The 22663-nt window shown below is 70.9% G+C and carries 21 protein-coding genes and 2 tRNA genes; 12 read left to right on the top strand and 11 right to left on the bottom strand.

The genetic code is table 11. The features are described 5' to 3' along the window. Positions 1-122: 122 nt before the first annotated feature. The 5 genes from AB0D85_RS34150 to AB0D85_RS34130 all read left to right on the top strand — a co-directional run bounded on the left by AB0D85_RS34150 (position 123) and on the right by AB0D85_RS34130 (position 4741). Complete coding sequence (locus AB0D85_RS34150) at positions 123-1079, top strand: hypothetical protein (RefSeq protein ID WP_362328765.1); 957 nt, start codon at positions 123-125, stop codon at positions 1077-1079. Positions 1080-1224: 145 nt separating this feature from the next. After that, the gene (locus AB0D85_RS34145; RefSeq protein ID WP_362328763.1) at positions 1225-2004 is read left to right on the top strand and encodes an HAD-IIA family hydrolase; all 780 of its coding nucleotides are present in this window, start codon (positions 1225-1227) and stop codon (positions 2002-2004) included. A 107-nt stretch (positions 2005-2111) separates the two neighbouring features. Continuing rightward, positions 2112-2663: a hypothetical protein gene (locus AB0D85_RS34140; protein ID WP_362328761.1), complete on the top strand. Its 552-nt coding sequence runs from the start codon at positions 2112-2114 to the stop codon at positions 2661-2663. A gap of 14 nt (positions 2664-2677) precedes the next feature. Continuing rightward, positions 2678-3355: a class F sortase gene (locus AB0D85_RS34135; protein ID WP_362328759.1), complete on the top strand. Its 678-nt coding sequence runs from the start codon at positions 2678-2680 to the stop codon at positions 3353-3355. A 357-nt stretch (positions 3356-3712) separates the two neighbouring features. Then, positions 3713-4741, top strand: coding sequence for a glycoside hydrolase family 6 protein (locus tag AB0D85_RS34130; protein ID WP_362328757.1), 1029 nt, complete (start codon positions 3713-3715; stop codon positions 4739-4741). Here the strand turns inward: AB0D85_RS34130 and AB0D85_RS34125 are convergent. After that, complete coding sequence (locus tag AB0D85_RS34125; RefSeq protein WP_362328801.1) at positions 4638-5633, bottom strand: EamA family transporter; 996 nt, start codon at positions 5631-5633, stop codon at positions 4638-4640. The genes AB0D85_RS34130 and AB0D85_RS34125 overlap by 104 nt on opposite strands. Positions 5634-5696: 63 nt before the next feature. Here AB0D85_RS34125 and AB0D85_RS34120 point away from each other — a divergent pair, with 63 nt between their 5' ends. Then, the gene (locus AB0D85_RS34120) at positions 5697-6203 is read left to right on the top strand and encodes a MarR family transcriptional regulator (RefSeq protein ID WP_362328755.1); all 507 of its coding nucleotides are present in this window, start codon (positions 5697-5699) and stop codon (positions 6201-6203) included. Positions 6204-6221: 18 nt separating this feature from the next. On the opposite strand, the gene AB0D85_RS34115 is transcribed toward AB0D85_RS34120, so the two are convergent. The 3 genes from AB0D85_RS34115 to AB0D85_RS34105 all read right to left on the bottom strand — a co-directional run bounded on the left by AB0D85_RS34115 (position 6222) and on the right by AB0D85_RS34105 (position 10679). Next, on the bottom strand, positions 6222-8159 hold the full coding sequence (locus tag AB0D85_RS34115) for a kelch motif-containing protein (protein WP_362328753.1): 1938 nt from the start codon (positions 8157-8159) through the stop codon (positions 6222-6224). Continuing rightward, complete coding sequence (locus AB0D85_RS34110) at positions 8156-10144, bottom strand: glycosyltransferase family 2 protein (protein ID WP_362328751.1); 1989 nt, start codon at positions 10142-10144, stop codon at positions 8156-8158. The genes AB0D85_RS34115 and AB0D85_RS34110 overlap by 4 nt, the downstream gene beginning before the upstream one ends. A 461-nt stretch (positions 10145-10605) precedes the next feature. Beyond that, positions 10606-10679, bottom strand: a tRNA-Lys gene (locus tag AB0D85_RS34105). A gap of 186 nt (positions 10680-10865) precedes the next feature. On the opposite strand from AB0D85_RS34105, the gene AB0D85_RS34100 reads away from it, so the two are divergent. The 5 genes from AB0D85_RS34100 to AB0D85_RS34080 all read left to right on the top strand — a co-directional run bounded on the left by AB0D85_RS34100 (position 10866) and on the right by AB0D85_RS34080 (position 16475). Continuing rightward, positions 10866-12167 (top strand): peptidoglycan-binding protein, encoded by a 1302-nt coding sequence (locus tag AB0D85_RS34100; RefSeq protein ID WP_362328749.1) that lies wholly within the window; start codon positions 10866-10868, stop codon positions 12165-12167. A 105-nt stretch (positions 12168-12272) separates the two neighbouring features. Next, the gene (locus AB0D85_RS34095) at positions 12273-13403 is read left to right on the top strand and encodes an SPFH domain-containing protein (RefSeq protein ID WP_362328747.1); all 1131 of its coding nucleotides are present in this window, start codon (positions 12273-12275) and stop codon (positions 13401-13403) included. Between the two features lie 97 nt (positions 13404-13500). Next, complete coding sequence (locus AB0D85_RS34090; RefSeq protein WP_362328745.1) at positions 13501-14106, top strand: lytic polysaccharide monooxygenase; 606 nt, start codon at positions 13501-13503, stop codon at positions 14104-14106. 138 nt (positions 14107-14244) lie between these two features. Beyond that, entirely contained in the window at positions 14245-14706 is a 462-nt protein-coding gene (locus AB0D85_RS34085) for a DUF3592 domain-containing protein (RefSeq protein ID WP_362328799.1), read from the top strand. A gap of 113 nt (positions 14707-14819) precedes the next feature. Then, entirely contained in the window at positions 14820-16475 is a 1656-nt protein-coding gene (locus tag AB0D85_RS34080) for an AMP-binding protein (protein WP_362328743.1), read from the top strand. Here the strand turns inward: AB0D85_RS34080 and AB0D85_RS34075 are convergent. The 6 genes from AB0D85_RS34075 to ehuB form a co-directional block, all read right to left on the bottom strand. Then, a tRNA-Lys gene (locus AB0D85_RS34075) sits at positions 16441-16514 on the bottom strand. The two genes, AB0D85_RS34080 and AB0D85_RS34075, sit on opposite strands and share 35 nt — an antisense overlap. A 106-nt stretch (positions 16515-16620) precedes the next feature. Then, on the bottom strand, positions 16621-17379 hold the full coding sequence (locus tag AB0D85_RS34070) for an IclR family transcriptional regulator C-terminal domain-containing protein (RefSeq protein WP_362328741.1): 759 nt from the start codon (positions 17377-17379) through the stop codon (positions 16621-16623). Positions 17380-17656: 277 nt separating this feature from the next. Beyond that, entirely contained in the window at positions 17657-18439 is a 783-nt protein-coding gene (gene ehuA, locus AB0D85_RS34065) for an ectoine/hydroxyectoine ABC transporter ATP-binding protein EhuA (RefSeq protein ID WP_362328739.1), read from the bottom strand. Then, complete coding sequence (gene ehuD, locus AB0D85_RS34060) at positions 18429-19079, bottom strand: ectoine/hydroxyectoine ABC transporter permease subunit EhuD (RefSeq protein ID WP_362328737.1); 651 nt, start codon at positions 19077-19079, stop codon at positions 18429-18431. Before ehuD ends, ehuA begins: the two co-directional genes overlap by 11 nt. Next, the gene (gene ehuC, locus AB0D85_RS34055) at positions 19076-19792 is read right to left on the bottom strand and encodes an ectoine/hydroxyectoine ABC transporter permease subunit EhuC (RefSeq protein WP_362328735.1); all 717 of its coding nucleotides are present in this window, start codon (positions 19790-19792) and stop codon (positions 19076-19078) included. Before ehuC ends, ehuD begins: the two co-directional genes overlap by 4 nt. Then, complete coding sequence (gene ehuB / locus AB0D85_RS34050) at positions 19789-20718, bottom strand: ectoine/hydroxyectoine ABC transporter substrate-binding protein EhuB (protein ID WP_362328733.1); 930 nt, start codon at positions 20716-20718, stop codon at positions 19789-19791. Before ehuB ends, ehuC begins: the two co-directional genes overlap by 4 nt. A gap of 47 nt (positions 20719-20765) precedes the next feature. Between ehuB and AB0D85_RS34045 the strand changes: the two genes are divergently transcribed. Beyond that, positions 20766-21260, top strand: a complete 495-nt coding sequence (locus AB0D85_RS34045; protein ID WP_362328731.1) for a DUF3830 family protein — start codon at positions 20766-20768, stop codon at positions 21258-21260. Here the strand turns inward: AB0D85_RS34045 and AB0D85_RS34040 are convergent. Beyond that, positions 21241-22656, bottom strand: coding sequence for an amidase (locus AB0D85_RS34040; RefSeq protein ID WP_362328729.1), 1416 nt, complete (start codon positions 22654-22656; stop codon positions 21241-21243). The two genes, AB0D85_RS34045 and AB0D85_RS34040, sit on opposite strands and share 20 nt — an antisense overlap. Positions 22657-22663 lie beyond the last annotated feature (7 nt).

Raw genomic sequence — 22663 nt, 5'->3', positions numbered from 1 at the left:
GGCGGGTGGCGGGCGGTTGGTGGTAGAGGAGTGACGGCGGTGGGCTGATCGAGCGGAGTCGGGCCGTCTCCGCGGAGTGGCGGCCGCCCGGTCGCGGTCGCGCGGGGCAGGATCACCTGATCATGCGACTGAGCACGTCCCTGTCCCTCTGCGTGGCCGCAGCCGCCGTCCTCGCCCCCGTCCCGTCGGCGACCGCCGCCCCCGCCGCCGTCGAGGCGTCCTGCGCGGGCACCGACCAGCAGGGCTTCCCGCTCACCACCCGCATCCACGACGGCCCCTCGGTCTTCGATCCCGGCGGCGGCTTCGGCACCTGGTACCTCGACCTCACCAACACCACGCGCCGCACCTGCACCGACGTCCACCCGGTCGTCGTCCTCGTCGACGACAAGCGCGCCCTCAAGTCCTCCCAGGCCGAGCTGGAGTTCTACGACGGCCCGCACCCCCGACCGGTCAAGCTGGAGCCGACCGACGAGTCGGAGCTGGTCGGTGTGTTCGACGGGAACGACTTCCCGGGGTTCAGCCTGGCGCCGGGTGCGACCGTGTCGGTCAAGGTCAGACTCTCCCTCACCTCCGACGCCGTCGCCCCGAACGCCGTCACCGTCAACGCGGCCGCCGTGCAGCGGCAGGGGTCGGACGGGGCCTGGGTGGGGGAGTCGAACGACTACCGGTTCGGCATCGGCGCCGCCCCACCGCCGCCCGCGACCACCCCCACCGCCACTACTGCCCCTACCGCCACCACCTCCCCGGGCTCCACCGCGTCGGCCGCCCCGGCCACTCCCTTGAGCACCCTGGACGCCGGCTCGGAGGCCACTCCGGGGGGCAGCCCCGGGGCCACTTCTGGCGCCAGCCCAGGTACCACTCCGGGGACCGGCCCGGGAACCAGCCCCGGGGACACCCCCGCCGCCTCCCCGGCCCCGGACGGCGCCCTGCCCGTCGCCGAGGAGGCCGAGGAGGCGGGGGAACGCGCCCGCGAACTGGCCCGCACCGGGCTCGGCCTGGCCCACGGGCTGTTCACGGCCGCGCTCGCGCTGGTCGCCGTAGGAGCGGGCGCGTTCCTGCTGGTGCGCAGACGGCGGTGAGCTGTGCCCGGACCGCCAGGTGAGGCGGGCATTCCCGGGCGATCCCGTGTGTGTCTAGGCTGTGGGCGTCGGTACGCCGTGGTTCCGGCGCCCCCGCTCACGTACGACCGCACGTACGCCGTCCGCACGCCAGGAGACGCAGCACATGGCAGACCGCAAGCCCATCGAGTCGTGGCTCACCGACATGGACGGCGTCCTCATCCACGAGGGCGTCCCGATCCCCGGAGCGGACGCCTTCCTGAAGAGGCTGAAGGAGTCCGGGCGGCCCTTCCTGGTGCTCACCAACAATTCCATCTACACCGCCCGCGACCTGCACGCACGGCTGCGGCGGATGGGTCTTGACGTGCCGGTGGACAACATCTGGACCTCCGCCCTGGCCACCGCCCAGTTCCTGGACGACCAGCGGCCCGGCGGCAGCGCCTATGTCATCGGCGAGGCCGGTCTGACCACCGCGCTGCACGACATCGGCTACATCCTCACCGACCACGAGCCCGACTTCGTCATCCTCGGCGAGACCCGCACCTACTCGTTCGAGGCGCTGACCAAGGCCGTGCGCCTGATCAACGACGGCGCCCGGTTCATCGCCACCAACCCCGACAACGTCGGCCCGTCCACCGAGGGCGACCTGCCCGCCACCGGCTCGGTCGCCGCGCTGATCACCGCCGCGACCGGCAAGAAGCCGTACTTCGTCGGCAAGCCCAACCCGCTGATGATGCGGGCGGGTCTCAACGCGATCGGCGCCCACTCGGAGACCTCCGCGATGATCGGCGACCGGATGGACACCGACGTCCTCGCGGGCCTGGAGGCCGGGATGCGCACCTTCCTGGTGCTGTCCGGCGTCACCCAGCCGGACGACGTCGACCGCTACCCCTTCCGGCCCTCCCAGGTCGTCGACTCGATCGCGGACCTCGTCGACCGCATCTGAAGGCGAACCGACCAAACCTTCCCTCACCCGTACGGAGCAATACGGCGGCCCCCGAGGATGCGGGGGCGCCCGGCGCGGGGGAGCCTCCAGATATCTGGAGGTTCACGATGGGCTCAATTCGCCTCACTCTCTGTACGGGACTCCTGGGCTGCGCCGCCGCCCTCGCTCCGGTGGCCGCGCACGCGGCGGACGGCCGGGGAGTCACCGTGACCCCGGCCGCCCCGGCCCCCGGCTCCGATGTGACGCTGCGGGTGAGCGGCTGCTCCGGGACGACCGGCACCGCCACCTCGACGGCCTTCGTCTCGGACGCCCGCCTCAGCGGCACGGACGGCGCCCTGGCCGGCGAGACCCGGGTCCGCTCCGGGATCGGCCCCGGCTCCTACGACGTCAGCGTGACCTGCGCCGGCTCCGCCGTCAGCGGCAGCGTCACCGTCGCGGCGCGGTCCTCCCAGTCCCAGCAGGACGCGCCCGGTGCGGTGCCCGCCTCGCCCGTCGCGCCCGTGCACGCGGGCGGCGGGGGCACCGCACCGCTCGCCTCGGCGGAGTCCCGGGCATCCGGCCCCGACACCGCGCAGGCCGTGACCGGACTCGTCCTCGCCGGGTTCGCCGCGGCCGCCGTCGGGCTGCTGAGCGCCCGCCGGAGCCGCGGCTCGCGCTGAGGAGCGGCCCCACCGTGTCCGAAAAGTACGACGACACCGCACCTTCCGCCGGCACCGGACGGCTCCTGACCGGCGTGGCCTGGGCGATCCTGCTGCTCGGGCTGTGGCTGTGGGGCCGCGGGGTCACCGAGGTACCCGACGGCATATCCGGCCCCACCACGGGTGACGTGGCCGCCGTCGGCCGCCCCGCCGGCGCCGAACTCCCGCCGCCCGCCAAGCCGTTGGACTCGGCCCCGCCCGAGCGCATCGACATACCGGAACTGGGCATACAGGCCCCCGTGGTCTCCCGCGGCCTCGACCGGCAGGGCGGGATCGACCCGCCGCCCTTCGACCAGCCCGGCGTGGTCGGCTGGTACGGCTCAGGAACCGACCCCGGCGCGGCCGGCACCGCGCTCCTGGTCGGGCACGTCGACACCGAGACCCGGCCCGCCGTCTTCTACAAGCTCAGCGCCCTGCACCCGGGCGGCACGATCCGCGTGGTCCGCGCCGACGGCACGGTCGCCGAGTTCACCGTCGACGACGTCCAGGTCCTGCCCCGCGACCACTTCGACGCCCAACAGGCCTACGGCACCCGCGAGTCGGGCCGCGCCGAACTCCGCCTGATCACCTGCGGCGGCACCTTCGACCGGACCACCCACAGCTACACGGCGAACGTGGTCGTCTCCGCGTACCTCACCGGAACCGCCGCATAGAACCCACGGGAACGCCGTACGGACCCGCACCTGTCGCCCGGTCGACGGCCCGCTCCCCTGAGACCGCCGACCGGGCCGGTCCTCGACCGCGCGCGCTCGGGCTGCGGGAGTAACCCGGCGTCGGACACGGGAGGCTGGGAAGGCAGACCGGGGGCGGGGCCGCCTGGACACGACTCTAGAGGGCAACTCACGCCCGGGCCTAGGTTCCCGCCCGCCAACCATCCGCCGGCTGCGTCAACTCGGGCCGCGTCAACTCGCGCTGTAACAGCTCACCGACAACGCTTGTGCGATCTCGTGGCGAGTGCGGCGGGTATGTCACGATTGGGGCCTGGCCAAGTGCACCCAGGGGGGAATTGGATGTACGTCAGCAGGGGGGCCCGGTCCTCGGCCTGGGCGTGTGCGCTGGGAGCGGCGCTGTTGCTCGCCGGCTGTTCCTCGGGCGGAGGCGGCGACGACCGGCCGAAGACCGCCGATCCGGGCGCGACGATCACCCAGCAGCCCAAGGAGGCGGACCCGTTCTGGGTCAACCCCGACTCCAACGCGGCCCGCCAGGTCAAGGCCTACGCGAAGGCCGGCAAGGACGGCGACGCCGAGCAGATCCGCAAGATAGCGGCACAGCCGACCGGCGAGTGGATCGGCCCGGAGAACCCGGAGCAGGAGGCACGCGGTTTCACCGAGGCCGCGCAGCAGTCCGACCGCACCGCCCTGCTGGTCCTCTACGACATCCCGCACCGCGACTGCGGCCAGTACAGCCAGGGCGGCGCGGCCGACGGCAACGCGTACCGGGCGTGGATCGACGGGGTCGCCCAGGGCATCCAGGACCGCCCCGCGACCGTCGTCCTCGAACCGGACGCCGTACTGCACCTCGTCGACGGTTGCACCCAGGCCCAGTTCCAGGAGGAGCGCTACAGCCTGCTCAACTACGCGATCGGCAAGCTCAAGTCCCTGAAGAACACCAAGGTCTACCTGGACGCGGGCAACGCCGGCTGGGGTCACCCCGACCAGATCTACCAGCCCCTCCAGCGGGCGGGCGTCGCCCAGGCGGACGGCTTCGCGGTGAACGTCTCCAACTTCTACTCCACCCAGGACTCCATCGCCTACGGCAAGCAGCTGTCGGCGAAGGTGGGCGGCAAACACTTCGTCATCGACACCAGCAGGAACGGCAACGGGCCCTACGGGAGCGGGAATCCGGACGAACGGTGGTGCAACCCGCCGGGGCGGGCCCTCGGGGAGACGCCGACCACGAAGACGGCGGATCCGCTGGTGGACGCCTACCTGTGGGTCAAGCGCCCGGGGGAGTCGGACGGGACGTGCAAGGGCGGGCCGCAGGCGGGGGACTGGTGGCCGACTTACGCCCTGAAACTGGCGGGGGCGTCGACCTCCTGAAGGTCGTACGCCTGAAGACCGCACGCCTGAAGAGCGTGCGTCGTTCTCCGCGTCGGCCCGCGCGTGTGGGCCGGCCCAGGACGACGCCCGCCAGGACGAGCACGAGCCCGCACAGCTGCCGGTCCGTCAGCACCTCTCCGGCGACCGCCGTGCCGAGCAGCACGCCTGTGAGGGGGTTGAGCAGGCCGATCAGTCCCACCGTGCCCGCGGGCAGGTGCCGCAGTCCGGTGAACCAGGCGACGAAGGCCAGAGCGGTGGCGACCAGGGTGACGTAGCCGAACGCGAGCAGGGCCGTCGGGGAGAGCGCGGGCGGCGGCCCTTCCACCGCCGCGGCGACCGGGAGCAGGAAGACACCGCCGGCGGTGAGCTGCCAGGCGGTCGAGGCGAGCACGTCGGTGCCGGCGCTCCACCGCTTGGTCAGGATGTGGCCGAAGGACGACACGAGCATGGCCGCGGCCGAGGCGAGCACTCCCGGCACGCTGACGTCCTCGGCCCCCGTGAGCAGCATGAGGCAGACCCCGCCGAGCCCGATCGCGGCGCCGGCCAGGTGCGCCGTGCCGGGGCGCTCGGACACCAGGGCCCAGGCGATGAGCATCATCGCCAGCGGGGACACCGCCATGACCGTCGAGGCGATGCTCGTCGGCAGCAGCTGGGAGGCGGCGTAGACGAGGACGAAGAACACGCTCACGTTCAGCAGCCCGAGCACCGCGGACCGCCACCACCACGCGCCGCGCGGCCGCTGCCTGCACAGCCCCAGCAGGACGAGACCGGCGGGCAGCGCCCGCAGGGCGGCCCCGTAGAGGGGGCTGTCCGCCGGCAGGAACTGGTGCGTGACGAAGTAGTTGGCCCCCCAGGCCACCGGCGCGACAGCGGTCAGCGCCCTCCAGCGCATAGTAGCTTCCATGGAAGGCAATATAGGGGCGATATAGCTTCCTGGGAAGCTATTATGTGGTCCATGGACGATCCGCAATCCCCGGACCGCGTTTCCCTCATCCAGGCCGAGTGGCGCCGCGAGCGGCCCGACGTCGACGTCACCCCGCAGGGGGTGATCGGCCGGCTGCACCGGCTGGCCGACCGGCTCACCGGGGAGCTGTGCCTCGTCTACGACCGCTACGGCCTGAGCGAGGGGGAGTTCGACGTCCTGTGCGCCCTGCGCCGCGCCGGTGAACCCTTCGAACGGGCACCCGGCGAGCTCGCCGCGCACACCATGGTCACCACCGGTGCGATGACGAAGCGGATCGACCGTCTGGAGCGGGCCGGACTCGTCACCCGCCGCCGTTCCGACGACGACCAGCGCGGCCGGATCGTCGCTCTCACCCGACCCGGCCGCGAACTGATCGACCGCGCGTTCACCGACCACATGCGCAACGAGCGCCGGCTGCTGGACGCACTGACCCCCACCGAGGCCGAGGCACTCGAAACGCTCCTCACCACCTGGCTGTCCCGCACGGAGAAACGCTAGGGCAGTGCCGGGGCGGCGCTACGGCACCTTCACCCACTGGGCCTTGCTGGGTGTGCCCTGGTCGTCGTCGGCGAACAGCATGTACCAACCCGACGGCACCAGGTTCCGGTTCGTCGGCACGGTCACCGTGATCCGGTTGCCCGACGTCGTGAAGTCCAGCGCGACGCTCCGCTGGTCCACGTCCGTCACATGCGTCGTCGCGCTGGGCCGGATCAGCCGCACCTTCTTGATCGTCGAAGCGTGCTGTGACGTGAACGTCCCCGATCCGCCCCGTGCGATGGTCTGGGGACCTCCGCTCAGGGACGGCCGTGAATCCCGGTACAGATAGGGCGGGGTGTAGATCTCGATCCGCTGCTCGAAGACCCCCGGCTTGGTGTTCGCCTTGTCCGCGAAGAGGGGGTTGGAGCCGAAGAACATGACCCGGCCGTCCGGGAGCAGGATCGACCCGGAGTGGTAGTTCCGTCCGACCAGCGGATCGGCCACCCTCTTGAAGGAGTTGGCCGCGGGGTCGTAGATCCGCGCCTGCCTGATGTCGGAGTCGCCGCGTCCCCGGTAGTCCTCGGAGCCGCCCGACACCAGCACGGTGTCGTCCGGCAGCACCGAGATCTGCGGATACCGGGTCCCCTTCTCCAACGTGGGTCCGTCCACGAACTTCGGGGCGGCGTCCTTCAGATCGATCAGCCGCGTCTTGTTCGTCGACAGCTTGGACTCGCCGACCCCGCCGCCCCCGACCACCATGTACGTCTCGGCCTGCGCCGGAGGCAGCAGCACGGTCCCGGACGTCTCCAGCATGTCCGGATCGCTGAGCCCGGGCAGCTTGGTGAACCGGTTGGTGTCGACATCCCAGATCCCGGGGTCACGCCCGATGTTGTCCGGTCCGTATCCCGCGTTGGATCCCGAATAGAAGATCCTGCCGTTCTGCATCAGGAACAGCGCGGGGTAGGTCGGGAACTGGCGCTTGTACTTCGTGTACGTCCATGTCCGCGTCGTCGGGTCGAAGATCTCGTTCTTCCCGGGGACCAGCTGACCGATGTCGTCGAGACCCGAGACGCTGAGCACCTTCCCGTCCGACAGGGTCGTGAGCGTCGGGTACCAGCGGGCCTCGTTCATCGGGTCGACCTTGATGTACTTCTCGGCGACCGGATCGAATTCGTAGGCGTTCTTGATGCCCTCGAAGTCCCGTTTGTCGAGCCCGAGTTTGTTGGCGATGCCGTAGGTGTTGCGGGCGTCGGCGCCGGTCAGGCCCTGGATGCTGTAGTTGTCCTCGGTGCCGGTCTCGTACTGGGTGCCCTGCTTCGGCGCCTCGACGATGACCCGCGCGTACCCCGGGTTGTTCCGCAGGAACCTGCCGGTCGCCTTGTCGAAGACCTTGGTCGCGCGCGGGATCAGCGCGGAGTCGTCGGAGACGAACGTCTTGCCGTTCTGCTTGCCGGTGAACCTCGTGCCCTTGGGCAGCGTCATCGGTTTGTCCGGGTTCTCGTTGTAGAGGATCATGACGCCGCCGGCCTTCTTGACGTCGCCCTTGAGCTTCTCGTACTGCTTGGTGCCGCCCGCGATCAGGATGTTGCCGTTGGCGAGCTGGGTGTGCCCGGTGCAGAAGAGGTCGGCCGGGGTGGGCACCTTCTTGATGGTGCCCTTGACGGGGTCCCAGATCCGGCTGTCGTAGATCTTCGCGTCGAAGTTGTCCTGGTTGTTGCCCGAGCCCGCGACCAGCAGCACCTTCCCGGTGTGCAGGAGCACCGCGTGGATGGTGTCCTGGCGGTACTCCTTCGGGAACTCGATGATGTCCCAGTGGCCGTTCTCGGCCTTGTACTCCGGTCTGTTGATCTTGTACTGGTGATACTGCTCGGTCCCGAAGCGGTACACCCACGGCCCGTTCATCCCGGCCAGGACGAGAAACACCGCCGTGCCGATCGCGAGACGACGAGCCCGGCGGCGGCCGGCACTGTCGTTCATTCTTTACGACCCCCCAGCCCGCCGAGCGCGATCCGCATGGTCTGTTCGGTGTTCGTGCCGGTGTTCGTGCCCGTGGCCGGTGTCCAGGTCGGCCGCTGCTGCGGGGCGTGTCCCGCGGGCAGGTAGCCCGCCGGCACCGCGTCCTCCGGCTCGGCCGCCGCCGCGGGCGCCGCCCGTTCCTTCCGCAGCGTGTACCGCCAGGCGAAGATCGGCGCCGCCGTGATCAGCAGCGCCAGGGAGGCCCAGGTGAGCATCGCGGGCTGCGAGTGGCCCTCGACGAAGCCGGCGGCGAGCGAACCGCCGAAGACGAGGATGAAGAACCAGTGGATCCGGAACGTCCCGAACAGCGTGTCCGGGCTGGCCGACTCGCCCTTCGGCGTGACCACGAACCTGCTCCTGCGGCGCAGCACCGCGTCCATGAGCGAGCGGGCGTAGACCGGTGCGGACAGCGCCGACATCACCATGCCGGCCACTCCGCCCGAACCCTCCGGCTCGTGCGGGGAGACGTTGTGCCGGCGGTTCCAGATGTAGAGGCCGATCTGGAGCGCGGACGCGTTGCCGTAGAGCATCAGCCACACGGTCGGGTCGATGTTCACACCCGAGGCGCCCAGGCCCAGGAACAGCGCGCAACTCAGCGCCGCCAGGATCCAGTTGAGGGCTGACATCGGATAGAAGATGATCATCATGGTGTAGTTGAAGAGCTTGCCGGGACCCAGGCTGAACAGGCCCTTCCAGTACTGCTTGAGGATCGTCTCGTACGTGCCCCGGGACCAGCGGAGCTGCTGGGTGAAGAAGTCGGTCCAGGCGTTCGGGCCCTCGCCGACCGCGAGCACGTCCGGGGTGTAGACGGACCGCCATTTCCGGCCCGTCGCCGGGTTCTTCGCGCGGTGCATCTCGAAGCCGGTGGCCATGTCCTCGGTGATCGAGTCGTACAGGCCGCCGATCTGTTTGATCGCCCTGATCCGTACGGCGTTGGAGGTGCCGACGAACATGGGGGCGCCGTAGCGGTTGCCGGCGCGCTGGATCAGGGCGTGGAAGAGGAACTGCTGGGACTCGGCGGCCTTGGTGACGAACGTGTCGTAGTTGCCGTAGACCTGCGGGCCGATGACGAAGCCGACGTCCGGGTCGCGGAAGTAACCCAGCATCCGCTCCAGGTAGTTGGGCAGCGGTACGTGGTCGGTGTCGACGGAGGCGAAGAAGTCGTACGCGTCGCCGTGCGCCTCCAGCCAGGCGTTGTAGTTGCCGTGCTTGGTCTTCGCGCGGTGCGGGCCCTTGGGCCGGTTCCACTTCTCGACGCCCTTGCGGGTGAAGTGGTGCACGCCCAGGCGCGCGCAGACCCGCTTCACCTCGGGGTCGTCGCCCTCGTCGAGCAGCCAGACGTGCAGCAGGCCCCGGTGGCGCAGCCGGACCGCCGCCTCCAGGGTCCGGGTGACCATGTCGAGGGGTTCCTTGCCGGGCACGAACGTGGTGATGAACGCGACCCGGGTGCCGGTCTGCGGGACCACCGGGACGGGGTCGCGGGCGACCAGGGTGGCATGCGCGTTCGACAGTACGTTCATGCAGCGGAAGAACTCGATCAGGCCGATCGACACCAGCATCACGATGTCGAGGGCCGGCAGGAGGTCGTAGGCCGGATAGTCCCGCTGGGTCCAGTGCTCGGGCTGCATCAGCCAGGTCAGCAGCACCAGCGAGAGCAGCGGGGCCGCGCCCAGCATCAGGGCGGCGCGGACGCGGTGCGGCTCCTGGGAGAGCAGCGAGCGGTACTGCACCTGGTACGGCCTGCCCGGGTCGGGCTGGGTGAGGGGGCCAGCGAGCCGGCTGTAGTGCTCGTAGTCGTATCTCGGCAGCGTCTTCTTGATGCGGCGCAGGGTGCCGGTGGTGCTGCGGTGCGCGGGCACCCGGAGCTGTGTGGTCTGTGACGGGTCGTATGTCTGTGCCGGGTCGCGTTCCTGTTCGTGCCGGGCGCCGGTCGGCGTCGACGTCATGAGTCTTCCCCCCACACGCGCAGGTCAGCGCGTGTCTGTCGGTCCCACCGCCCGATCCGGTCCCCCATGACCCTCTCGGGCGCGTCAATGGCGGGGCACAGTCGTTCCACAGACTATGGACACGGACCGTGACCGTCCGGTTGCATGATGCCCCCCTCGGCACCGATTCATGACCGGGGCCCCTCACCCCGCAGATGCGGCAACCGGTTACCTACCCCCCAAGTGCCGCGAATCACCGGCACTTTGGACATCCAGGGTTCTACGGTGTTCATCATGATCGCAAGAGCGAAACACGGTGTTTACCGGTCATACGCGTTCATTGTGGAACGTGTGGGGATTGTGTGGATCGGTCGTGTCGGTTGTTGACATAAAGGGGCGGACGGGATCGAAGTGACCTCGTATGCCGGGTGGAGTGCACGCGAGAAGGCCCCCCGCTGCTGCGGAGGGCCTTCTGCTGTCGGTGCGCCGCCAGGGACTCGAACCCCGGACCCGCTGATTAAGAGTCAGCTGCTCTAACCAACTGAGCTAGCGGCGCCTGCTGACGTGGACAACTCTACCCGACCCATGGCGGTGCTCCCGACCATCGGCCACCGGGGGGACCTCCGTCCGCCCCCTGCCGTACATCATTCGGGCCGTCAGCATGCGCACTGGGGGGACAGTTGGGAAAGTAATCAACGTGCACAAGATCGGATATACCCACCCGAAACGTGAGGGGAGTCGCATGCCGGCCCCGGTATTCGAGGAATTCGACCCCGCGAACGACTGCGAATGCCCCGGCTGCGCCCACTGGCGGCGGGTGGGCCCGTACCCGCTGTCCGGCCGCTTCGGCGGGCACCCGGCCGCCCGGGGTGTCCTGGTCGTGGCCGCCGCCGCGTCCGCCGCCCTCGCCGCGGGCGCCCCGACCGCCGCCGCGCACAGCACCCCGCCCGCCCCGCACGGGCCCGGGGTCCCCGGCGACGGCGAGCCCAGCACCCCGCAGGGCGCCAAGTCCCCCCTGCACGGCCCGGGCGGCAAGCCCGCGCACGGACCGGTCCAGACGCCCTCCGTCACCCGCACGGAGATCATCAACCGCGCCAAGACCTGGATCGCCGCCCAGGTGCCGTACAGCATGTCCCTCTACTGGACGGACGGGTACCGCCAGGACTGCTCCGGCTATGTCTCGATGGCCTGGAAGCTGACCGGGAACGAGTGGACCGGCAGCCTCGACCAGTTCGGCACGAAGATCACCAAGGAGGAGCTCCAGCCCGGCGACATGCTGCTCTTCCACAACCCGGCCGACCCCGAGAAGGGCTCCCACGTCGTGATCTTCGGCGGCTGGACGGACCACACGCACACCGCGTACACGGCGTACGAGCAGGTGCCCCCGCGTACCCGCCGCCAGTCCACGCCGTACGCCTACTGGAGCAACTCCGCCAAGTACGTCCCCTACCGCTACAAGGGGCTGATCGCGGACCCGGGTACGTCGGGCGCCCAGGCCGGGAAGGCGGCGGGGCCGTACCCGGGGGCGGCCTACTTCGGTCCCGGCGCCGACAACAAGTACGTCACCCTTCTCGGCCGGCTGCTGGTCGCCAGGGGCGCCGGCGGCTACTACGCCAAGGGCCCGGGCCCGGTCTGGGGCGCCGCGGACCAGCGCGCCACCCAGGCCTTCCAGCGGGCCCAGGGCTGGACCGGCGCCGCCGCCGACGGCCTGCCCGGCCCGGGCACCTGGGAACTCCTCGCCGCCGGCAAGGGCAAGAACATCAAGCCCTCCGCCACGGGCACGTCCGCCCCCGCCTCGCACGGGGTCCCGGGCTACCCCGGCAAGAACTACTTCCGCCCGGGCGCCGCCAACGACCACATCACCCGGCTCGGCAGGCAGCTGGTCAAGAAGGGCTTCGGCCGCTTCTACCCCAAGGGCCCGGGCCCGGCCTGGAACGAGGCGGACCGCCGGGCCGTCGAGGCGTTCCAGCGCGCCCAGGGCTGGCGCGGCGGCGCGGCCGACGGCTACCCGGGGCCGGAGACCTGGCGCCGGCTGTTCCTGTGACGAACCCGGCGACCACCTGAACGACCCGAACAACCCGAATGACCTGAACGACTGAACGACTGAACGACCTGAATGAAGCATCTGGCGCGGAGGCTGGAGGCAGGCATGAGTACGACCACTGAGCACACCCCTGATTCGGACGAGCCCCTGGACGGCGGAACGCCCGTCCGCCCGGCTCCCCGGCTGATCCAGAACGAGGTCACCACCGAGATCCCCGTCCATCTGCTGTTCCGCGACGACCCCGACCCGGTGTCGGTGCCGCTGCGGCCCGCCGTCGTCGGCCGCCGGCAGGGCACCGGCGAACAGCCCCGGCTGCGCCGCCCGGCCATGACCAAGCCCCGCCCGGTCGCCGCCGTCGACCCGGAACTGGTGGAGCGCCCCGGCCGGGTGCTGCCCGGCGCGGCCGGGGTGGCCGCAGGGCTCGGCGGGGTGGCCGGAGGCCTGGCCGCCTCCTGGTGGGCGGGCGTGCTGCCCCCGCTCGCGGCGCACGCGCTGCGCCTTCCGGCGTACGCGGGCGCGGGACTCGGCCCGGCGCAGTGGGCCGCGTACGCCGGAGCCGGCGCGCTCGGTCTCTTCGGCTTCGGGGGGCTGGCGCGCGGGGTGAGCGGACGGGCCTGGGTGCTCGGCCTGTTCGGCCGCTACCAGGGGACGGTACGGCGCACCGGTCTGCTCTGGGTCAACCCGCTGTTCCTGCGGCGCAGGGTCGACGTCCGGCTGCGGCACTGGCGCAGCGAGGAGATGCCGGCGGCGGACGGCAACGGGGTCGCGCTCCGGGTCGTCGTCCTGGTGGTGTGGCGGGTGCGGGACACCGCGCGGGCGGTGCTCGGCGTCGAGGACCACGAGACGTATCTGCGCGAGTGCGTGGAGGCCGCGCTCGCCCGGGTGCCGGTGGAGCCGCCGGGCACGGCCCGGAGCTCGGTCGAGGTGGCGACGGACGCGCTGACCCGGCTGGTCACGGCGGACGCGGCCGGGATCGGCCTGGAGGTGTTCTCCGTGCAGCCGGTCCGGGTGGAGTACGCCCCGGAGGTCGCCGCGGCCATGCACCGCCGGCGGATCGCCGTGCTCGACGCCCGGCAGCGGGCCGGGATGCTCGCCAACGTCGTGGACTCGGTCGAGGACACGGTGACCCGGCTGACCATGCGCGGCCTGGTCGAACTCGACGACTACGAGCGCAAGGTGCTGGTGCGGGATCTGACGGTGGCGTTCTGCTCGGGACGCTCGGACTCCGCGCCGTGACGGGGATGGACACGGTCAAGTGATGGCAATAATCTGGGGCTTGGTCTAGACCTGCACGGCTCACAGAACCTCCCCCACGTTCTCCAGGAGCGGCAGCATGCGTAAACGGACCAAGGTGTCGGCCGCCGTGCTCGGCGTGGCGACCGCCGGAGCCTTCGCGCTCTCCACCGGCGGCGCCAGCGGGCACGGCTACACCGACCTCCCCATCAGCCGGCAGAAGCTCTGTGCCAACGGCACGGTGACGGGCTGCGGCGACATCCAGTACGAGCCGCAGAGCGTCGAGGGCCCCAAGGGCTTCCCGGCGGCCGGTCCCGCCGACGGCCAGCTCTGCAACGGCGGGCTGAGCCGGTTCGCCCAGCTCAGCTCGCCGACCACGCCCTCGGGCGGGGCCTGGCCGACGACGAAGGTGACGGGCGGTCAGTCGTACACCTTCCGCTGGCAGTTCACGGCGATGCACGCGACGACCGACTTCGAGTACTACGTCACCAAGCAGGGCTGGAACCAGAACCACGCCCTCGCCCGTTCGGACCTCACCACCACACCGTTCCTCACGGTTCCGTACAACGGCCAGCGCCCGCCGGCCACCCTCAGCCACAGCGGCACCCTGCCGTCGGGGTTGAGCGGTCACCACGTGATCCTGGCGGTCTGGACGATCGCCGACACGGGCAACGCGTTCTACGCCTGCTCGGACGTCACGTTCTGACCTGCGTAGCTCGACGGCTGGGTAACACCGGGCTGATCTGAGCTTCGCTTGAGGACCTGCCGCAGGTCGCGGGGGTACGTTCCCGCCACACCGGTCAGTCGGACCGGTGTTCGGAATCGGGGGACTCCCATGGGCCTGGTGGAAGCGCTCTTCTACATCCTTCCCGGCATGTTCGTCGTCGTAGGTGTCGTCGGGGTGGTCAGGACGCTGAGGCGGTCGAGCGAGATCAGCCGGGCGTGGCGTCACGGGCGTACGGCCGAGGCGCGCTGTCTGCGGTCGTACACGACGACCAGCGGCGGCGGGGAGACGTCCGTGACGACCACGCTGCACCATGTGTACGAGTACCGGACGGCCGAGGGGCGGGTCGTCCGCTTCGAGGAGACGAACGGGCCGGGGACTGTGCTCGAAGGTGACTTCGTGACGGTGTACTACCTGCCGGAGGACCCCTCGAAGGCGACGGCGAAGCCGCCTGCGCAGGGGCGGCTGGCCGCGGGTACCGGGTGCGTCGTGGCGTTCTTCGTGGTGTTCACCCTGTTCGCGCTGGGCTTCATGGGGGTGGCGCATTTCATCTTCTCGGCGGCGGATGATTTTGCGCCGTGAGTGCCGCGATCGGTGGGTGGGGCGCTGCGGGTTCGTCGTGGTTGCTCGCGCAGTTCCCCGCGCCCCTGACGGGGCGCTGCAATCTGACGGTGTGTCAATTACTCTGCCTCTCCATGGACTCCGAGATACACACGATCGCTGAAGCAGTGGCCGCCCGGTGGGGTGATCAGCGGCCGGGGTTGTGGTGCGGGGAGCGGGTGTACACGCATCACGAGGTGGCCGCGGGGGCGGCGGCGCGGGCGGCGCTGCTCGCCGATCTGCTGCCGCCGGGCGCCGTGCCGCACGTCGGTGTTCTCCTCGACAACACGCCCGAGTTTCCGCTCTGGCTGGGGGCCGCCGCGCTCGCCGGAGCCGCCGTCGCGGGGGTGAATCCGACCCGCCGTGGCCCCGAGCTCGCCCGGGACATCCTGCACACCGAGTGCCCGGTGCTGGTCACCGAGCGGGCCTCGCTGCCGCTTCTCGCCGGGCTGGAGCTTCCCGGGGTACGGCTCCTCGTCACCGACGAAGCGGAGTACGGCGCCCTCCTCGCCCCCTACCTCGGCGCCTTCCCCGACGCCTCCCGGGCCACCCCCGCCGATCGGATGCTGCTCTACTTCACCTCCGGTTCCACGGGTGCTCCGAAGGCCGCGCTCTGCTCCCAGGGGCGGCTGGCGGCGGCCGGGCGGTCGCTGGCCGGGCAGTTCCGGGTCGGGCCGGACGACGTGCACTACATCTGCATGCCGATGTTCCACGGCAACGCCGTGATCGCCGACTGGGCGCCCGCGCTGGTGGCGGGCGCCGGAGTGGCGTTACGGCGGCGGTTCTCGGCGTCGGGGTTCCTGGCCGACGTACGGCGGTACCGGGCCACCTACTTCACCTACGTCGGGCGTGCGGTGCAGTACATCCTGGCGACCGAGCCGCTCCCCGACGACCGGGACAATCCGCTGCGGCTCGGGTTCGGGACGGAGGCCGGGGCCGTGGACGCGGCGGCCTTCGAGGAGCGGTTCGGGGTGCGGCTCGTCGAGGGGTACGGGTCGTCCGAGGGCGGGGCGGCGATCCAGTGGTCGCCGGGGACGCCGGCGGGGGCGGTGGGGCGGGCGGCGGCCGGTCTCGTCGTACTCGACCAGGAGACGGGCGAGGAGTGCCCGCCTGCCGCCTTCGACTCCGGGGGGCGGCTGCTCAACGGGGAGCAGGCGATCGGGGAGCTGGTGAACCGGGCGCCGAACCCCTTCGAGGGGTACTGGCGCAATCCCGGGGCGGAGGCCGAGCGGCGGCGGGGAGGGTGGTACTGGACCGGGGACCTGTTCTACCGGGACGTGGACGGCTACCTGTACTTCGCGGGGCGCACCGATGACCGGATACGGGTCGACGGGGAGAACCTGGCCGCCGCGATGATCGAGAACATCGTGGCGCGGTACGAGGGCGCGGACGCCGTCGCCGTGTACGGGGTGCCGGACCCGGTGACCGGGGACCAGGTGATGGCGACGATCGCCGGGCGGTTCGAGCCCCTGGACTTCGTCGAGTTCCTGCTGGCCCAGCCCGATCTGGGGACGAAGATGGCGCCCCGGTTCGTACGGGTCGTGGAGCGGATGCCGGTGACCGCGACCAACAAGATCCAGCGGGCGGCCCTGCGGCGGGAAGGGGTGCGGTGCGCCGATCCGGTGTGGTGGCGGCCGCCGGGGGAGCAGACGTACCGCCGACTGACCCCTGAGGACGCCGAAGGGCCCCTCGTTTCCACGAGAGGCCCTTCATCGGTGCGCCGCCAGGGACTCGAACCCCGGACCCGCTGATTAAGAGTCAGCTGCTCTAACCAACTGAGCTAGCGGCGCATGACTCTCGCCGACCGTTCGGAACTGCTCCGTGCGGCTGGCGACGAAGAAAATACTACCTGGTCCGCAGGGGTGCTTCCGACCACGGCCGGAGGGCTCGTACGGCTCAGATCGCGAGGGACAGGAGCACCGGAGCCGCGCTGCGGTTCAGGGCCTCGGCGGCCTGGCGGAGCCGGTGCGCGTGCTCGACCGGCAGGGACAGGGCCAGGCAGCCCACCGAGGAGCCCGCGGTGATCGGCACCGCCGCGCACACCGTGCCGATGGCGTACTCCTGGAGGTCCAGCACGGGCACCGTCGGCGGCTGGGCCTCAAGACGGGAGAGCAGCAGCTTGTCGCTGGTGATGGTGCGCGAGGTGAGGCGGGCCATCTTGTGACGGGAGAGGTGGTCGCGGCGGGCGTTGTGGTCGAGCTGGGTGAGCAGGCTCTTGCCGATCGCGGTGGCGTGCGCGGAGGAGCGGAAGTCCACCCACTCGTTGACCGCGGGGGTGGCCGGGCCGGCCGCGTACTGGCCGATCTTCACCTCGCCGTCGACGTACCGGCTGAGGTAGACGGCGGCGCCGACCGAGTCGCGCAGCCGGTCGAGGGTCGCCTGGAGCTGCTCGCCGAGGGCGCGCTCCCGGTCGTGCGCGGAGCCGAGGCGGCGCAGGGCCTCGCCGGTGACGTAGGCGCCGTCGGCGATCTGCTCGACGTAGCCCTCGCGGCGCAGCATGCGCAGCAGCGCGGTCAGCCGCTCGGGCTCCAGACGGGTGAGGCGGGCCAGTTCGGTGTCGGTGACGCCGGCGGAGTGCCCGGCCACCGTCTCCAGGACGCGCAGGGCGTCCTGGGCGGAGTGGTACGGGGCTGTCGGGTCGTGCTTCAGCGCCACGGTGGTCCCCCTGCGCTCGCTCGACGGTACTGCTTCGGCAGCACTGTTTGGGCCGCGATCCGGACTGCGGATCCTCTCGGATCCTCTCCACGATAACGGGCAAGAGCCGGAAACGGAGGGGGTGTTGGTGAGATTCCGGCCCTCCCAACTGCGGCAGAGACCCTCTGGCATATGCCAGCGGAATGACCCGGCCGCCGGACCTCGGGAGTTCGCGCCTTCACTTCCTGTAGTCGCGTGGCCGCGCAGCGAAACTTTTGTGCCGCCGACGTGGAAATATCTACAGCACCGCGCCGAGGAATTCCCGGGTCCGTTCGTGCTCGGGCTCGCTGAAGATCCGCTCCGGCGGACCCGCCTCGATGATCCGGCCCGAGTCGAACATCAGGACCTGGTCGGAGATGTCCCGGGCGAAGTTCATCTCGTGGGTCACACAGAGCATGGTGATGTCGGTGGTGCGGGCGATGTCCCTGAGCAGGTCGAGGACGCCCGCGACCAGCTCGGGGTCGAGCGCCGAGGTCACCTCGTCGAGGAGCAGCACCTTGGGGCGCATGGCCAGCGCCCGGGCGATCGCGACGCGCTGCTGCTGCCCGCCGGAGAGCCGGGTCGGCCGTTCGTCGCACTTGTCGGCGAGGCCCACCAGGTCGAGCAGCTCCCGCGCCCGCGCCTCCGCCTCCTCCTTCGACAGCCCGAGCACGGTCACCGGGGCCTCGGTGATGTTGCGCAGCACGGTCATGTTCGGGAACAGGTTGAACTGCTGGAACACCATCCCGATCTTCTTGCGGACCTCCCGCAGCTCCTTCTCCGGTGCCGGGAAGAGCCGCTCCCCGTCGACCGTGATGGTGCCGGCGTCCGGCTTCACCAGGGTCATCAGCGACCGCAGGATCGTGGTCTTGCCGGAGCCGGAGGGCCCGATCAGGGTGACGTGCCGGCCCGTCTGCACGGTGAGGTCGAGCCCGTCGAGGACGGTGTTGTCCCCGAACCGCTTGGTGACCCCCTCGATCCGGATCAGCTCGGTGGCCGGGGCATCGGACCGGTTCGGCTGCTTACTGGTCTCAACGGACAAGGCGACGCTCCAGGGTGCGCAGGAGAAGGGAGGCGAGGTAGGAGATGACGATGAAGGCGACGCCGATCACCGTCACGGGCTCGGTGAACTGGAAGTGCTGCTGGGAGAAGAGCCGCGCCTCGCCCAGCATGTCCAGCACGGTGATCGACATCAGGATCGGCGTGTCCTTGAGCATCGAGATCACGTAGTTGCCGAGCGGCGGCACGACCCGGCGCAGCGCCTGCGGCAGGATGACCGCGAACCAGGTCCGCCGCGCGGGCAGGCTGAGCGCCGTGGCCGCCTCCCACTGCCCCACCGGCACCGCCTCGATACCGGCCCGGTAGACCTGCATGGTGTACGTCGAGTAGTGCAGGCCGATCGCGAAGACACCGGTGGTCAGCGCGGAGAAGGTCAGCCCCCACTCGGGCAGCACGTAGAACAGGAAGAACAGCTGCACCAGCAGCGGGGTGTTGCGCACGAACTCGGTGACCACCCCGACCGGCCAGCGCACCCACCTGCTCGGCGTCCGCATCAGCAGCGTCCACACCAGCCCCAGCGAGAACGAGATCAGCGAACCGAGGACCAGCGCCTGAAGGGTGACCAGCAGGCCGTCCCAGAAGTGCGGCATGAACGCGCGTACGGCACTCCAGTCCCATGTCACGCGACACCACCGACCCCGGTCGTCTGCGCACGCTTGGCCGCACGTGCCGTCCGTTCGTTCCCCGGGTCCTGGCCGATCCCGGCCTTCAGCCGCTTCTCCAGACCGCGCATCAGCCGGGTGATGACGAACGCGATCACGAAGTAGACGAGCAGCAGATACGTGTAGATGTGCGCGCTCTCCTGCAGCGCCAGCCGCACCAGGTTCCCGCTGAACGCCAGGTCGCCCATGCCGGTGATCGACACCAGGGCGGTGCCCTTGAGCAGTTCGACGAGCAGGTTGCAGTACGACGGGATCATCTCCGGCACGGCCTGCGGCAGCAGGATCAGCCGCAGCCGCTGCCAGGGCGTGAAGCTGAGCGCGATCCCGCCCTCCTTCTGCGCCGGGTCGACCGCGTTGAGCGCCCCGCGCACGATCTCCGAGCCGTACGCGCCGTACGTCAGCCCGAGCGCGAGCGTGCCCGCCCACATCGGCACCAGCTGCCAGCCGAAGGCGACCGGCAGCACGAAGAACACCCAGAAGATCATCACCAGCGCCGAGGTGCCGCGGAACACCTCGGTGTAGAAGCCGGCGAGGAAGCGCACGATCCAGTGCCGGTCCGTCCGCGCCACGCCCACCACCAGGGCCACGGCCGTCATCAACAGCCCGCTGAGCACCAGCAGTTGGACGGTGGTCCAGGCGCCCTTGAGGACGAGTTCCCAGAGTCCCGAGGTCATCCGCTCTTCCCTCCCCCGCACAGCTCCTTCGCCGTCAGGTCGGTCATCTCGGCCTCGGTGAAGCCGAACGGCCGCAGGATCCGGAACAGTTCGCCGCTCTTCTTCAGCTTGCGCAGCTCCACGTCGAAGGCGTCCCGCAGCCTCGTCTCCGCCGACCGGAACGCGAACGCGCCCCCGTCCACATGCGGCTTCCCGCCCACGAGCGGCGCGAACGCCCTGGTCGCCTCGGCCTTGGCCGACTTCTTCACCACCGCACGGGTGGTGAGCGCGGTCCCGGCGAAGACGTCGACCCGCCCCGCCTCCACGGCGTTCAGCCCGGCGACCTGATCGGGGACGATCAGGATGTCGCTCTCCTTGTACCCCGCCTCGACGGCGTACTGGATCTCGGCATACCCGGTCCCGGTGGCGAACTTCGCCTTCTTCGCGACGACGTCCTGGTAGTCGTGCAGCCCCTTGGGATTCCCCTTGCGCACGATGAACGAGTCGAGCATCTGGTAGTCCGGGTCGGCGAAGATCACCTGCTGGCACCGCTCGGGATTGACGTACATCCCGGCCGCCACGACATCGAACTGCTGCGAATTCAGTCCGGGAATCAGCGAACCGAACTCGGTCGGCACCGGCTGCACCTTGCCGACCCCGAGCCGCTTGAAGACCGCCTTCGCCAACTCCGGTGCCTCACCGGTGAGACGGCCGTCCTTGTCGATGTACCCGAAGGGGATCTCACCGGCGATCCCGAGCCGCACGACCCCCTGGGCGCGCAGTCGTTGCAGCAGGTCACCGCCGTTGCCGGTGGACGCGGTGGCCACCCGGGTGCACCCGGCGGCGGCGAGTGCGCCGACGGCGGCGGCACCCGCGAGCACGGCACGCCTGGTCTGTCTGGATTCATACCCGGATGTGTCTATGTCGTTCCCATGTGGTGGAGCCATGGCGGCGCGGCTACCCAAGGGCATGCCGCGTATGCACCCTGGTTTTCATGGCCGATCGATTCGTCACCGTCTCGCTGGAGCGGCGGGACGTGCACTGCACGGCACGACTGCTCACCGACCGCGCGCCCCTGACCTGCACGGCAGTGTGGGAGGCACTGCCGCTCGCGGGCGACGTCTACCACGCGAAGTACGCGCGCAACGAGATCTACGCCCTCTTCCCGCCCTTCGCCTCCACAGAACCCCCACTGGAGAACCCGACGGTCACCCCGATCCCCGGCGACCTCTGTTACTTCTCCTTCACCGGCACGGAGCTGAGCACGAAGGCCTACGGCTACGACCGCGAGGTCCGCCCCGGCACCACGGTCGTCGACCTCGCCCTCTTCTACGAACGCAACAACCTGCTGCTCAACGGAGACGTCGGCTGGGTCCCGGGCATCGTCTGGGGCCAGGTGGTGGAAGGCCTCGCCGAACTCGCCGAGGCCTGCAACGACCTGTGGCGCAACGGCGCGGCGGGGGAGACGCTCAGCTTCCGGAGGGCGTAGCCGCGCTGCTCGGCGGGGCCGGGGCCACCCCCGCCTCGTACAGGGCGTGTGCCACCCGTAGGACCAGGTCGTCGCGGTGGCGGGCGGCCACGAGTTGCAAGCCCACCGGCAGTCCGTCGGCGTCCGTTCCGACCGGGACCGTCGCCGCCGGCTGCTGGGTGAGGTTGAACGGGTACGTGAAGGGGGTCCAGCCCGTCCAGCGCCGGTGGCCCGCACCCTTCGGCACCTCCACGCCCGCCTCGAACGCCGTCAGCGGCAGCGTAGGTGTCACCAGCAGGTCGTAGCGCTCGTGGAAGCGGCCCATCCGGCGGCCCAGGTCCATCCGGACGTCCACCGCCGCGAGATAGTCCAGCGCGCTCAGCCGGGCCCCCTGCGCGCAGATCTCCCGCAGCCCCGGGTCGAGCAGCCCCCGCAGGTGCGGGGAGAAGCGCTGCGTGAGCCGGGCGGCGCCCGCGAACCACAGCGCGTGGAACGCCTCCACCGGGTCGCTGAAGTCCGGGTCGGTCTCCTCCACGTACGCCCCCAGCCCGGCCAGCCCCGCCACCGCCCGCCGTACCGCCGCCGCGACCGCCGGGCGGACCGCCACCTGGCCGCCCAGGGAGGGGGAGAAGGCCACCCGGAGACCGCGGACGCCTCCGGCGAGGCTCGCCGTGAAGGAGCCCGGCGCCGGGCCGAGGGCCGACCAGTCCCGGGCGTCCGGGGCCCCGATCACGTCCAGCATCAGCGCCGCGTCGGCCGCGTCCCGGGTCATCGGGCCCACGTGGGACAGCGTGCCGAAGGCGCTCGCGGGGTAGAGCGGGACGCGGCCGTACGTCGGTTTCAGGCCGAAGATCCCGCAGAAGGCCGCCGGGATGCGCACGCTGCCCCCGCCGTCCGTGCCGAGCGAGAGCGGGCCCGCGCCCAGCGCCACCGCCGCCGCGCTGCCGCCGCTGGAGCCGCCGGCGGTGCGGGACGGGTCGTACGGGTTGCGGGTGATCCCGGAGAGCGGGGAGTCGGTCACGCCCTTCCAGCCGTACTCGGGGGTCGTCGTCTTGCCGATGAACACCGCGCCGTGCTCGCGCAGCCGGGCGACGGAGGGGGCGTCCTCGTCCCAGTTCCCGCTAGCCGGAACGGTCTTCGAGCCGCGCAGGGTCGGATGGCCGCGCAGCAGGAGGATGTCCTTGACCGTCACCGGGACGCCGTCCAGCAGGCCCTTCGGCTCGCCCCGCCGCCACCGCTCCTCCGACGCCCCGGCCTGCGCCAGGGCGTCCTCCTCCAGGAGCCGCACGAACGCGTTGACCTCCGGCTGGATCCGCGCCGCCCGTTCCAGGGCCGCCCGGACCGCCTCCACCGGGCCGAACTCGCCCTTGCGGTAGCCGTCGAGGAGTTGTCGGGCGGTGAGGTCGGTGAGCTCCATGGGCCCC

Origin of the sequence: Streptomyces sp. NPDC048277, assembly GCF_040652235.1 — a bacterium.
Classification (GTDB): domain Bacteria; phylum Actinomycetota; class Actinomycetes; order Streptomycetales; family Streptomycetaceae; genus Streptomyces.
Note: the sequence above shows the minus strand (reverse complement) of the source record. Positions and strands in the feature narration are given on the sequence as shown.